The 13,101-nt window shown below is 71.8% G+C and carries 12 protein-coding genes; 3 read left to right on the plus strand and 9 right to left on the minus strand.

The window, feature by feature from the left end; genetic code table 11:
- Window positions 1–267: 267 nt before the first annotated feature.
- Window positions 268–1,665 (plus strand): hypothetical protein, encoded by a 1,398-nt coding sequence (locus tag LOK55_RS01720; RefSeq protein ID WP_229933972.1) that lies wholly within the window; start codon window positions 268–270, stop codon window positions 1,663–1,665.
- A 19-nt stretch (window positions 1,666–1,684) separates the two neighbouring features.
- On the opposite strand, the gene LOK55_RS01725 is transcribed toward LOK55_RS01720, so the two are convergent.
- From LOK55_RS01725 to LOK55_RS01750, 6 genes are all read right to left on the minus strand, one after another.
- Window positions 1,685–2,806 carry a glycosyltransferase gene (locus LOK55_RS01725; protein WP_229933973.1) on the minus strand — a complete coding sequence of 374 codons (1,122 nt, stop codon included), beginning with the start codon at window positions 2,804–2,806 and terminating at the stop codon, window positions 1,685–1,687.
- A gap of 3 nt (window positions 2,807–2,809) precedes the next feature.
- Window positions 2,810–4,318, minus strand: coding sequence for an LCP family protein (locus tag LOK55_RS01730; protein WP_374107596.1), 1,509 nt, complete (start codon window positions 4,316–4,318; stop codon window positions 2,810–2,812).
- On the minus strand, window positions 4,315–4,782 hold the full coding sequence (purE, locus tag LOK55_RS01735) for a 5-(carboxyamino)imidazole ribonucleotide mutase (protein ID WP_229934046.1): 468 nt from the start codon (window positions 4,780–4,782) through the stop codon (window positions 4,315–4,317). Before purE ends, LOK55_RS01730 begins: the two co-directional genes overlap by 4 nt.
- A 155-nt stretch (window positions 4,783–4,937) precedes the next feature.
- Window positions 4,938–6,053: a 5-(carboxyamino)imidazole ribonucleotide synthase gene (locus LOK55_RS01740; RefSeq protein ID WP_229933974.1), complete on the minus strand. Its 1,116-nt coding sequence runs from the start codon at window positions 6,051–6,053 to the stop codon at window positions 4,938–4,940.
- A gap of 84 nt (window positions 6,054–6,137) precedes the next feature.
- On the minus strand, window positions 6,138–6,725 hold the full coding sequence (locus LOK55_RS01745) for a PH domain-containing protein (protein ID WP_229933975.1): 588 nt from the start codon (window positions 6,723–6,725) through the stop codon (window positions 6,138–6,140).
- Window positions 6,726–6,798: 73 nt separating this feature from the next.
- Window positions 6,799–7,629 (minus strand): biotin--[acetyl-CoA-carboxylase] ligase, encoded by an 831-nt coding sequence (locus LOK55_RS01750; RefSeq protein WP_196323632.1) that lies wholly within the window; start codon window positions 7,627–7,629, stop codon window positions 6,799–6,801.
- Between the two features lie 216 nt (window positions 7,630–7,845).
- On the opposite strand from LOK55_RS01750, the gene LOK55_RS01755 reads away from it, so the two are divergent.
- The gene (locus LOK55_RS01755) at window positions 7,846–9,462 is read left to right on the plus strand and encodes an acyl-CoA carboxylase subunit beta (RefSeq protein WP_229933976.1); all 1,617 of its coding nucleotides are present in this window, start codon (window positions 7,846–7,848) and stop codon (window positions 9,460–9,462) included.
- Complete coding sequence (locus LOK55_RS01760; protein WP_229933977.1) at window positions 9,459–9,743, plus strand: acyl-CoA carboxylase epsilon subunit; 285 nt, start codon at window positions 9,459–9,461, stop codon at window positions 9,741–9,743. Before LOK55_RS01755 ends, LOK55_RS01760 begins: the two co-directional genes overlap by 4 nt.
- 289 nt (window positions 9,744–10,032) lie before the next feature.
- On the opposite strand, the gene LOK55_RS01765 is transcribed toward LOK55_RS01760, so the two are convergent.
- The 3 genes from LOK55_RS01765 to LOK55_RS01775 are packed head-to-tail and all read right to left on the minus strand — an operon-like array spanning window position 10,033 to window position 13,098.
- Window positions 10,033–11,160: a hypothetical protein gene (locus LOK55_RS01765; protein ID WP_229933978.1), complete on the minus strand. Its 1,128-nt coding sequence runs from the start codon at window positions 11,158–11,160 to the stop codon at window positions 10,033–10,035.
- A complete protein-coding gene (locus LOK55_RS01770) occupies window positions 11,157–12,440 on the minus strand; it encodes an ATP-binding protein (RefSeq protein ID WP_229933979.1) in 1,284 nt (427 codons plus the stop codon). The genes LOK55_RS01765 and LOK55_RS01770 overlap by 4 nt, the downstream gene beginning before the upstream one ends.
- Entirely contained in the window at window positions 12,430–13,098 is a 669-nt protein-coding gene (locus LOK55_RS01775) for a response regulator transcription factor (RefSeq protein WP_141380197.1), read from the minus strand. The genes LOK55_RS01770 and LOK55_RS01775 overlap by 11 nt, the downstream gene beginning before the upstream one ends.
- Between the last annotated feature and the right edge of the window lie 3 nt (window positions 13,099–13,101).

Raw genomic sequence — 13,101 nt, forward strand, 5'->3', positions numbered from 1 at the left:
GATTGCACGTCACCATTGTGACGGAAGTGATCTCCTGATACCACCGACGGGAGACGGACACGCCGAAGACACGCGCCTCACACGCACTTACAAGTCGGCGCGCAGCTGCCACACACGCTCAGCGGCGCCGGCCCATGAGAACGCACAGCCCGGTCCGCGGTGAGCACGCCGGCGCGACGAAGGCCGCGGAGCCGCCGAAGACCGCGGCGCGGTTGGCTAACCGCGACGAAGCATGCCACTGATTCACCACCGAGCTAGTCTCGTTGGATGGCCATGCGGAACCCGATGACGAGAGCCAGAAACTTCGTAACGCGGCTTCGCGTGATGAGCGACGGCGTCGCCACGCTTCAGCAAGAGCTCAATGAGCTGCAGTCGTCCGTCGCTGTACTGCGGCAGAGCACCCCAAGAATCAGCAGCGACCTCGACCGAGTTGAACGCACTATCGAGAGATCGCGATCTGCGGCCAACCTGGCCGCCCGCCGAGGCACACTGAACCGAAGTTCGCTTCGAGTCGTCTTTCTCGCTCACAACAAGGACGCATGGGATTCGATCGGTGAGGTCATCCAGATCATGCGTGAACGTGACGACTTCGATCCGATCGTCGTCACAGTGCCGCATCACTACGGCGGCGATACGCCCCCGAAGGGCGAAGGCCGGATGCACAAATTCCTGATGCGTCGAGGCGTGCCGCACCTTCGCCTCCGCAAAGAGCAATCGCTGTGGGCAGAGGAACTGCTCCGGTCGTTAGACCCGGACATCGTATTCCGGCAGTCGCAGTGGGACGCGGACGTCGACCCAGCCTTCTCCGCGCAGAACCTTGGGTGGACTCGCCTGGCGCTGATTCCGTACGAAACGATGAACCCGACACACAATGTGCCGTGGGATTACCCGAGCGTGGACAGCGCGGTTGATCAGCACCTTCACCGGGCGGCGTGGCTCGTGTTCTGCGCGAATGACTCGGCTCTCGAAATCGCGCGTGCCCATTCGCTGACGGGAGGTCGACAGTTCCGTGCCGTCGGCCATCCGAAGGCCGACGCGCTGCGAAGAGCCGAGCCCGAGTGGCCCTCGCCACACGAGTCGTCGAGTCGACGTGTGCTGTGGTCGGCGCACCATTCGATCCTTAGCGGATGGAATGACTTCGGAACCTTCCCCGAGGTGAAAGACGCGATGCTGGAGTGGGCACGCGCCGAGCCGTCTCTGAGTTTCGTCTTCACTCACCACCCGTACCTGCGCGGCGTCCTCAAACAGGCAGCGAGTCCTGTGAGCCGAGAAGACTTCGCCGCCTGGTTGGACGAGTGGCTTTCGTTGCCCAACACCGGGTACTCCCGCGGTGGCTACGCGCCTATGCTCGCGGCGGCAGACCTCCTCATCACCGACGGGCCCAGCATGATTACGGAGTCTCAGATCCTCTCGACGCCGACCGTGTTTATCGAGCGGGAGCACCACGTACCGTTCAACAAGATCGGCGAGCGCATCGTCGAAGGCGTTCATCGAACTCCTGATATTGCCACCGCGCGTAAAGTCAGCGAACGGATACTCGACCAGGGTGATGATCTGAGCGAAATCCAGCGCCGCAACACCGCTGAGCTGTTCGGGGCGCCTGGAGCCGCACAGCGCATCGTGGATGCCATCAGAGAGGAAGCACGCAGCGAACGCGGGTGCTGAGCTCGCCGTTTCAACGGATCTAGAGGTCAGCGTGCAGCTGCCACACCCGCTCGGCGGCGCCCATCCACGAGAACGCACGCCCGCGGTCGCCCGCGAGCACCGCGAACCGCTCGACCGCGGCGGTCGACCCGAGGACCTCGCCGAGCGCGTCACCCAGACCCGAGCCGTCGGACGGCTCAGCGAACACCCCTCCGTCGAGAACGACCTCGCGGTGCACCGGCGAGTCCGCCGCCACCACGGGCACCCCGACACGCAACGCCTCCACGATGCGCCACGGGAAGGCCGACGACACCTCCGGGGCCACGAACGCCACCGCGCCTCCGAGCGCCGCCGCCCGGTCGGCGTCGTCCAGCGCCCCGCGCACGTGCACGCGCCCCTCGCCCAGCCCGGCGGCAGCAGCCAGCTCCAGCACGGCCGGCTCATCCCCCTCCGGCGCGTCCAGCACCACCACGGGCGCGTCGACGCCCGACGAGACGACCGCGGCGAAGGCCTCCGCGAGTCGCGCCGACGGCGCGGACGAGCCCGCGACGAGCACGAACCCCTCCGGCAGGTCGAGCGCCCGTCGCCGCCCCACCTCGTCGGTCGGCACGGCGAACCCCGCCGGCGCGGCGCCCGCGATCACCCGGACCCGATCGCCGAACGCCCCGAGCTCCGACACCCGCGCCGCGGCGGCATGCGTCGGCACGACGACCGCGTCGGCGAACCGCGCGGCCCGCTTCAGCATGGCCTTGTGCCACGTGACCGCCGGTCGCGGCAGCTCGGCGGGCCGCTCCCAGGCATCCAGGTCCCAGAGCGTCACGACGGTCTGATCGTGGTCGTGCACGCGGTCGTGCCTGACGAGCGGCGCGAGGAGGGTCGGGGAGTGGATGAGGCCTCCGCCGACTCCGGGGGCGACCCCCAGCTGCCACGCCGCCGCAAGCTCGCGCCGCGCGAGGGCCTGGCGAGCGAGCGAGGCCAGTCCCGGCACGGAACCCTCGACGACGCCCGCGGCATCGGCCACGGCCGGCACGATGCCCTCGACGGCGCAGCCGGCGGGCGCGGAGGCGATCAGCGCGCGCGCCAGCTCGCGCGACGCCCTCTCGAGGTCGGCATTCGTCGGCGCGACCACCTGGTCGAGGACGACCCGCAGCAGAGCCGTCACCGCTCAGCCCGCCGAATCGGAGTCCGGCGACGGGGACGGCGGATACAGCGCCTGCTGCACGAGGTCACGCACGTGCGCATACTCGTCGCTCGTCGGCTCGTCGGTGTCGATGCCGGCGCCCTCGGGCGTCAGCTCGAGCGTCTGCACCGGCTGCTCCTTCGCCTTCACCGCGAGGTCGATCAGGAAGGGCAGCAGCCCCGACGGGATGTCGGTCTGCACGAGGTCCTCCCCGGCCGCCGCGACCTGCTGGAACCGCGTCAGCACGTTCGCCGGGTTCGCCTGCGCGAGGATCGCCTGCTGCAGCTCGCGCTGACGGCGCATCCGGTCCCAGTCGCTCGTCGTGTACCGCGACCGCGCGTACCACTGCGCGGTGTCGCCGTCCATGTGCTGCGGGCCCGCCTCGATCCAGCCGATCGCCCAATCCTCGGCCGGCTCGCCCTCGTACGACGGTCCGCCGCCCTTGGGCAGCCGCTCCTGCACGGTGATGTCGACGCCGCCGAGCGCGTCGACGATGTCGGCGAAGCCCTTCATGTCGACGAACACGTAGTACGGGATCTCGATCCCGAGGATCCCCTCCGCGGCATCCTTCGTCGCCTCGATCGCGGGCGTCGAGGAGTTCGCGGCGGCCTCCGGGTAGATGCTCGCGCCTTCGTCGTCCTGGCAGATCTCCACGGCGTTCATCAGCTGGTTGATGCCCGGTCCCCAGCCGCAGTCCTCGGAGTAGTGCCCCTCGAAACCGTCGGGGTAGAGGTCGTGCATCGGCCCGTCGGCGAAGGGCGCGTAGGCGAGGTCGCGCGGGATGCCGGTGATGTGCACGGCGCCCGTCTCGGCGTTGACCGAGACCACCGAGATCGAGTCGAAGCGCATCGACTCGCGCCCGAGACCGGAGTCGGCGCCCAGCAGGAGGAAGTTGTAGTACCCGTTCGACGGCGGCACCGGCGGGTCGTTGTTGGTGAAGATGGATGCCAGGGCCTCGCGCGCAGGCCCGATCAACTGCTGTGAGGCATAGGTGACGCTACCGCCCCCGATCACGAGGCCGAGGATCGCGAGCAGCGCCACGAGCGGCCGCGCCGAAGGCTTCACCTTCACGAGCCGCACGAGCCGCAGCGTGTCGACCGTGAGGATGACCCACAGGACGGCGTAAGCGAGCAGCACTATCTGCACGAGCAGCAGGAAGAACCCGTTCGTCATCAGCGACGTGAGAAAGCCGGGCGACACCACCGTGATCCCGATCCCTGCGATGACGAGCAGCCACATCACGATCGTCGCGGTCAGGCCGATGCGCCCGAGCCTGCGGTTGCCGGCGAGGGACTGCGCCGACCCCGGGATCAGGAAGTTCAGGACGACGAGCCACCAGGCGCGCCGCGTCATCACCTCCGGCGAGCGGGTGTCGGGGCGACGGATCGGCTGGTTGCCGATGATCACGTCGCCGGAACCCGCGGCGCGGCCGGACGACGCGGCGGATGCGGAGGCGGGCTGCCGAGGCATCCGCGGCGGCGCCGACACGCTCACAGCGACTCCTTCAGGCGACGGTTCTTCTCCTCGACCTGCTCCTCCAGCGTCCGCGCGTACTGCTCGACACGGTCGGCGATGCGCGCATCGGATGTCCCGAGAATCCGCGCGGCCAGCAGACCGGCGTTCTTCGCTCCGTTGATCGACACCGTCGCCACCGGGATCCCCGCCGGCATCTGCACGATGCTCAGCAGCGAGTCGAGACCGTCGAGGGTCGCCAGCTGCACCGGCACGCCGATGACCGGCAGCGCGGTGACGGATGCCAGCATGCCGGGCAGGTGCGCCGCTCCCCCGGCCCCGGCGATGATCGTCCGGAGGCCCCGGTCGCGCGCGCCGCGCCCGTACGAGATGAGCTTGTCGGGCGTGCGGTGAGCCGAGACGACCTCGACCTCGTGCGGGATGCCGAATTCGCTCAGCACCTGCGAGGCGTCGCTCATGACGCGCCAGTCGGAGTCCGACCCCATGACGACGCCGACCAGAGGGGATGCCGAGGGGATGCGCGTCGAGGTCACCCGACCAGGCTAGGGCGACACCCTGGAAGAACCCCGGAACGCCACGCTCCCGCCCGCGTCGTTCCTCGGCGGATCAGTCGCGCAGGTCGGCCGCCCGTGCAGGCGGATCAGTCCGCGAAGAAGGATGCCGCGGCGCGGGCCTCGTACACGACCGCGTCGAGGTCGTCGCCGGTCGCGTTGACGTGCCCGACCTTCCGCCCGGGGCGCGGCGCCTTGCCGTAGGTGTGCACCTTCGCGGCGGGGTGGGCGGCGAGCGCGGCCGGCAGCCGGCTCTCGAGTGTGTCGGTCTCGGGGCCGCCGAGGATGTTCACCATCACGGCCCACGGCTGGCGGGGCGCCGGGTCGCCGAGCGGCAGGTCGAGCACCGCGCGCACGTGCTGCTCGAACTGTCCGGTGACCGCGCCGTCCTGCCCCCAGTGGCCGCTGTTGTGCGGGCGCATCGCCAGCTCGTTCACGAGCAGCCGCTCGTCGGTGGTCTCGAACAGCTCCACCGCGAGCATCCCCGTGACGCCGAGCCCCTCGGCGATCGCGGCGCCGATGTCGGCCGCCACCTCGGCCAGGCGCGCGGTGCGCTCGGGCGCCGGGGCGATCACCTCGGCGCAGACGCCGCCGCGCTGCACGGTCTCGACGACGGGGTAGACGGCGAGCTCCCCCGACGGCCGACGGGCCACCTGCTGGGCGAGCTCGCGGGCGAAGTCGACGAGCTCCTCGGCCAGAAGGGGGCCGTCACCGAACCAGTCCGCCACCTCTTCGGGGCTCGACACGACCCGCACGCCCTTGCCGTCGTAGCCGCCGCGCGGCGTCTTGACGACGGCGCGGCCGCCGTTCTCGTCGAGGAACGCCTGCAGGTCCGAGGCATCCGCCACCGCCGCCCACTCCGGCTGCGGCGCACCGAGCTCGGCCAGGCGCGCCCGCATCGCGAGCTTGTCCTGCGCGAACTGCAGCGCGTCGGGGCCCGGGTGCACGGCGACGCCGTCTGCGACGAGGGCGCGCAGCACGTCCTGCGGCACATGCTCGTGGTCGAACGTGACGACGTCGACGTCCCGGGCGAACGCGCGGACGGTCTCGAGGTCGCGGTAGTCGCCCGTCGCGGTCGCGGCGAGCGCCGCGGACATGCCCGGCTCCTCGGCGAGCACGCGCACGTCGACGCCGAGCTCCACCGCCGGCGCGATCATCATCCTGGCCAGCTGTCCGCCGCCGACGATCCCGAGTGTCAGAGCCATGGCATCCCTTTCCGTCGGCACCATCCTCCCAGGTCGCACCCGCTCGGCACGACCGCGCGGCGGCGTGGACGCCGCGGCCCGGGCTCAGGCGAGGTCGGGCGGCAGGGGCGGAGGCGGGCCGGGCACGATCGGCACGGCGTGCGAATCGCGGTGCGCGAGGATCTGGCTCACCTCGACCTGATCGGCGAGGGTCTCGTTCATGAGTCGCACCGAGGGGATGTCGACCAGGCGCAGCGGCGCGTCCACACCGTTCGAGAGCGTCAGGGTCCCCGCGCCCCACAGGCGCTGGATCGGCCCGCGGCGCTCCGCGATCGTGTACCCGCGGGCGTGGCCGATCTCGGTGCGCGTGCGGCGCAGGAGCCCCGAGCGGGCGATCACCCGACGCGTCGTCACGGTGTAGGTATGCGCGAGCCAGCGCAGGTAGGGAATCACCACGAGCAGCAGCACCACGACGCCGGCAACGAGCCACAGCACCCAGTCGGGGGTCTCATCGAGCGGAGCAGGCAGATTGCCCGTGAAGTACCCGACCGCCCCCGCGACCACGATGAGCACGAGCGCCGACCAGAACAGCCGCCGCGCATGCGGCCGCACCCGGGCGATCCGCAGCTCGCGCGACTCGACGCCGGGGGCCGGGGTGAGCGGTCGCCCCGTGTACGCGGTCGGCTGGGTCACCCCTCCATTGTGGCGCCCCACACCGCCGATTCCTGGTCACACGGCCCCGAGCGGGCGTGTCGGGAACGCCCGATCAGCGCACGTGGACGACGTCGCCCGCGTTGACGACCCTCTCGACGCCCGCGCTCTGGACGACGAGTCCCCCCGAGGCATCCAAGCGCACCGCGACGCCGCGGAGCGTCGTGTCGACGTCACCGCCCGGCTCGCCCGCCTCGCTCGCCGGTGCGGGCAGCGAGACCGACACCTCTTCGCCGAGCGTGCTGCAGTGCTCGGCGATCTCATCGGCGACGGCGGCGTGCCCGCCGACGGCCAGCGCGGCGATGCCGTCGCGCAGCGCCTCGAGGTAGTCGGCGAGCAGCCGGTCTTCATCGACGTCGACGCCCTGGTCGGCGAACGAGGTCGCCGTGGGAACCGGCAGATCGACGGTCTCCATCGTGGTGTTCACGCCAGCCCCGACGACCACCGCCATCGGGTCGGAGGGCAGCACTTCGGCGAGGATGCCGCTGATCTTGCGGGCAGGCCCGCCGTCCTTCTCGCCCACGAGGACGTCGTTCGGCCACTTGAGGGTGACGGCGCGACCGGGAAGCTGTGCGGCGATCGCCTGCCGCATCGCGGACCCGGCGACGAGCGGAATCCAGCCGCGGTCGGCGACCTCGACGGCGGCGACCCGCAGCAGCACCGAGATCGCGAGGGCGGTGCCCGCCGGCGCCGCCCACACGCGGTCGAGCCGGCCGCGTCCCGCGCGCTGGTCGTCGGTGACGACGACCGCGAGATGGGGATGCCCGTCGGGATCGACCGCGGCGTCGCGGAGCAGCTTGGCGTTGGTCGAGTCGACGCTGTCGACGACCTGCAGGCGGGGCGAGACGGCGGCGGCACGGGGGAAGCCCTGAGTGGGGATCGGCATAGCGCCACCCTAGAACGTGGCGGTGCGTCTGGATACACCGTCGCTGCGCGCCCCTCGACAAGCTCGGGGACCGCGGTGGAACTCGAGGACCAGGGGCGGAACCCGGGACTGGGGACCGGAGCCGGGGAGCGGGCGAGGGATGCCTACAGCGAAAGCGCCGGGTCGTTGTCGCAGTCCGCCAACCGCCAGCGCGGGCCGCTGGATAGGGTGGAACCCGTGCCAGTCCAGCCGAACCAGAACGAGCAGACCACCGCGGGAGACCTCTCCACGACCGCCGGCAAGATCGCCGACCTGCGGGCGCGCTACCAGGAGGCCGTCGTCGACGCCGAGGTCGTCGCCCGCGACAAGCAGCACGCCAAGGGCAAGCTCACCGCGCGCGAGCGCATCGAGCTGCTCGTCGACCCGGGCTCGTTCGTCGAGCTCGACGAGTACGTGCGCCACCGCACCACCGCGTTCGGGATGGACCGCTCGCGCCCCTACGGCGACGCCGTGGTCACCGGTGTCGGCACGATCCACGGCCGCACCGTCGCGGTCTACGCACAGGACTTCACGACCTTCGGCGGATCGCTCGGCGAGGTCGCCGGCGACAAGATCATCAAGGTGATGGAGTTCGCCCTCCGCGGCGGCATGCCGATCATCGGCATCCTCGACTCGGGCGGAGCCCGCATCCAGGAGGGCGTGGTCGCCCTCGGCAAGTACGGCGAGATCTTCCGGCTGAACACCGCGGCATCCGGCGTCATCCCGCAGATCTCGATCATCATGGGCCCGGCCGCGGGCGGCGCGGTGTACTCCCCCGCTCTCACCGACTTCGTCATCATGGTCGACAAGACCTCGCAGATGTTCGTCACCGGCCCCGACGTCATCAAGACCGTCACCGGTGAGGACGTCGGCATGGAAGAGCTCGGCGGCGCCTACACGCACAACACCCGCTCGGGCGTCGCCCACTACCTCGCCGAGGACGAGGACGACGCACTCGACTACGCACGCACCATGATCGGCTTCCTGCCCGACAACAACATGTCCGAGATCCCGGTCTACGAGCACGCGTTCGAGTGGGAGACGACCGATGCCGATCGCGTGCTCAACACCGTCATCCCCGACTCGCCCAACCAGCCCTACGACATCCACCAGGTGATCTCGCACATCGTCGACGACGGCGACTTCCTCGAGGTGCAGCCGCTGTTCGCGCCGAACATCGTCATCGGCCTCGGCCGCATCGAGGGCCGCACGGTCGGCATCATCGCGAACCAGCCCTCGCAGATGGCCGGCACACTCAACATCGAGGCGGGCGAGAAGGCCAGCCGGTTCGTGCGGTTCTGCGACGCGTTCTCGATCCCGATCCTGACCCTCGTCGACGTCCCGGGATACCTCCCCGGCACCGACCAGGAGTGGACCGGCGTCATCCGCCGCGGCGCGAAGCTGCTCTACGCCTACGCCGAGGCGACGGTGCCGCTCGTCACCGTCATCCTCCGGAAGGCCTACGGCGGGGCGTACATCGTCATGGGCTCGAAGCAGCTCGGCGCCGACATCAACCTCGCCTGGCCGACCGCGGAGATCGCCGTCATGGGCGGTCAGGGCGCCGTGAACATCCTCTATCGCGGCGAGATCCGCAAGGCCGAGGAGGCGGGCGAGGACGTCGCCGCCGTCCGGCAGCGCCTCGCGAACGAGTACACGTACAACGTGGCCTCGCCGTTCCTCGCCGCGGAGCGCGGCGAGCTCGACGGCATCATCGAACCCGCCCAGACGCGCGTCGCGGTCGCGAAGGCCTTCCGCTCGCTGCGCGGCAAGCGCGCGAGCCTGCCGGCCAAGAAGCACGGGAACATCCCGCTGTGAGCGACGCCCAGGCTCCCGAGACGCGTCCGGGCGACGCGGCCGAAGCGCAGGATGCCACGCCGCCGCCCGCCCCCGACGCGCTGCGCGTCGGGGTGCGCCGCGGCGACCCGACGCCCGACGAGCTCGCGGCGGTCGTCGCCGTCGTGACCGAGGCGTACACGCGCGAGGCCGAGGCGGCTCTCGCGGAGAACGAGCCGCGGCCGTCGGCGTGGCTCGTGTCGGCGCGGTCGCTGCGCCCGCCGCTCCGCCGCGAGATCGGCTGGGGACGCTTCGGCGGCTGACACCCGGTCGGCGTGGCCGGACACGACCCGGGGCGACCGGGCGGCCCGTGTCCCCCAAAATACCTACAGACAGCTCCGCGCGAAGGCGTCAGACTGAATCTGCTGGAACGCTTGTGCGTTCGGTGCACCGCGCTTCTCAGCGCGGCCGCACCCTCGCGGGTCGGTTTTCGGGTAACCGGCTCGCATGGCGAGGGGCGGCTTCGCCGCCCCTCGCCCCCTTCTTCTTCGCGAGGCGCTCGCTCACGAGTCCGTGCTTTGCGAGATCGTGCTCCGCGGGCCTGCCGGTGGCTCAGTGCGTGGCATCCGCTCTGGGCGCCCGTCGCGGGCGTGGGAACTCGCGCCAGAGGTCCACGACCTCCTCTCCGTCCTCCGCCGCCGAGCGCCCGACGACCGTGACGACGACGTCGGGGTGCGTGGATGCCCGGATGTACAGCCGCTGGGATCGGGCCCCTTCGATGAGCCGGGCCAGCTCCGCCCGCAGGTGCGCGCGCTCGTCCGGCGCGAGGTCGTCGAGGCCGCCCTCGTCGAGCACCGACACGGTCGCGCCGCGGACGCGCGCGGCCGACAGGGCGGCGCGCACGTCGTCGTCGAGCAGCGCCGGGCCGCGCAGCTCGTCGCGGAGGGTGCCTTCGGCGATGAGCGCGAGCTGACGCTCGGTGTCGTCGAGGTGACCGCCGACGGCGATCGTGTGGGCGAGCACGGGGCCGGCCACGGCGAGCGCGCGCTGCACCTGCGTGCGCCGTTCGCGGCGCATGCCCTCCTGCGAGGCGAGCCACTGCGAGGCGTCGCGCTGCAGCTCGGTCAGCCGGGCGGTGTCGCTGGCGGCCCGGTCGACCAGCCACGACAGCAGCTGCGCCACCCCGACCCACAGCACCGCGCCGACGACGCCGAGCGCGAGCGCCGACGGCAGGCCGATCCACGCCATCGCGGCGACCGCGGCGAGCCCCACACCCGCCCATGCCGTCCACGGCCGGCGCCGCACCATGACGATCGCCATGAGCGCCCCCACGGCGCCGAGGCTCCACGTGGCGTAGTCGGCCTCGCGCGCGTCGGGCCCGGCTGCCACCCAGCTCGCGCTCGGCACGATTGCCGCGACGAGGAGCGCGAGCACGATCGCCCAGTGCGGCAGCACCGTGCGCTCGCCCAATCGGCTGCGCACGGGGTCGCGGGTGCGGGCGCCCCGCGCATTCCAGAAGATGCACACCCAGGTCGTCACGAGGAAGAAGGCCACCGCGATGATCTGGACGATCGGGTACGCGATCGGCCCGGTCCACACCATCGCGCCGACGGCGAGGTAGGCCGTGAAGGCGACGGCCAGCCCCGACAGTGCGGGCCGCACGGCTCCCGAGCGCGGCGCCGCGGCGCCGCGCTCGTCGTCCGCCGACGGATCCACCGGTCGGGATCGGTCGCCGGTCATCGCGGCCGCTCCCAGTCGAGACGGACGGTCGTGCCGTCCTTGCCGGTCTGCACGCGGGCGCGTCCGCCGGCGGCGGCCATGCGCGCGACGATCGAGCCGCGGATGCCGAGGCGATCGACGGGCACCTCGGCCGGCGCGAATCCCGGTCCGGAGTCGGAGATGCGCACCGCGATCGCCCTCTCATCGGCGCGCACCGCGACGGCGAGCCCCTGCGCGCCCGCGTGCTGCACGGCGTTGGCGATCGCCTGCGTCGCCGCCAGCACGATCGCCCGTGCGACCCGGCCCGGCACGGGCGGGGCGCTCGAAGCCACGTCGGCGTCGACCGTGAGGCTCAGCTCGAGTTCGGCGGCGGCGCGCTCGATGTCCGAGACGACGGATGCCACCGGCACCGCCTCGTCCGAGCCCTCGCCCACGTCCTGCTCGGCGTTCGCGAGACGCGTGAGCGCCTCCCGCGCCATCGTGACGGCGAGCGCCTCCTCGCGCGGCGTCGAGGCGCGCTCGGCGGCGATCAGCGCCGCCAGCACGCTGTCGTGCATAAGCGCCGCCACCGCGACCCGCTCGGTCTCGACGGCATCGGCCTCCGCCGCGGCGGCATAGGAGGCCACCGCATCGCCGCGCGCGCGATCGATGCCGACCGCGGCGGAACGGAGCATCCAGCCGAGGGCGATGATGACGCCGGCGAGGATGAGCGCGAACACGGCATCCAGCACCACCCCCACGCTCTGCGCGGCATCCACGCCCTGCCCTGTGACGAGGCCCTGCGCCGTGCCGCCGGGCGCCCCCTCGAGCTGGATCAGCCGCACCGCACCGTACAGCGCCGACACGAGCACCGCCCAGACGATCTGCAGCACCAGGTCGAACGCCATCACCGCCGCCGCCGTCGCGACGTTGAGGAGGTACCAGATCCACGGCTGCACCGACGGGTCGACCGCGGCCCCGGCCGACGCGACCGGCCACAACGCCAGCACGGCGACGAGGGCGAGGGCGCACACCCGACTGGCGCCGCGGGCGAACGCCCCGGTCGTGAGCGCGAGGATCATCGCGGCGAGCGGCGCGAACGCGAGAGCGATGAGCGCGGTCTCCCACCCCCACGCGGCGCGCGGCGTCGCGATCGCGTTGAGGAACGCCTGCGTGCCGAGCACCGCGCAGCCGAGCGCCAAGACGAGCGAGACGATGCGCTCCACGCGCGCCTCGGTGAACCGCTCGGCACCGCCGGCGATGTCGCCGAGGGGTGCCCGCACGGCCGGATCGGTCGCGATGGGCAGGCGCTCAGCGGCCACCGGCACCGTCACCGCGGTCGCTCACGACGAGCCCGTCCTCCATCGCACGGCGGAGCAGGTCGACCTTCGTCGGCGCGGGTCGGCCAACCTCGACGTATTTGACGCGCACGCGCGTGATGTTCTCCTTCGCCGTCGAGTAGGCGATTCCGAGACGATCGGCGACCGCCTTCAGCGGCAGCCCGGCGGCGTACAGCCGCAGCACGTCGCGCTCCCGCGCCGACAGCTGCGCATCGGCGAAGGCGCGGTCGCCCTCGACCGCGGTCGCCCACTCGATGTTCTCGAGCGGCTCGCCGTGCGCGATCGTGCGGATCGCGGCCATCACGTCCCCGGTGCGCGACGCCTTGCTCAGGATGCCGGTGGCTCCGGCGGCGAGCGCCTCGCGCACCGCGGCGGCCCGGTCGGCGACGCTGTGGATGAGCACCGGCGATCCGTCGGCGACCAGCCGCGTGACGTTCTCGGTGACCGTGGTGCCGTCGCCGAGGGTCAGATCGAGCACGACGACGTCGGCGGGTGCGGCGCCCGACTCCGCGCGCCAGTCGAGGTAGCAGCGCACCGTGCTGCCCGAGAAGACGACCTCTTTCGTGCCCGACCGCGCGCACGCCGCTTCGAGCCCGAGTCGCACCGACTCGTGGTCGTCGATCAGGGCGACGCGGATCATGCG

Origin of the sequence: Microbacterium sp. F2E (genome assembly GCF_020905435.1) — a bacterium.
Classification (GTDB): Bacteria; Actinomycetota; Actinomycetes; order Actinomycetales; family Microbacteriaceae; genus Microbacterium; species Microbacterium lacticum.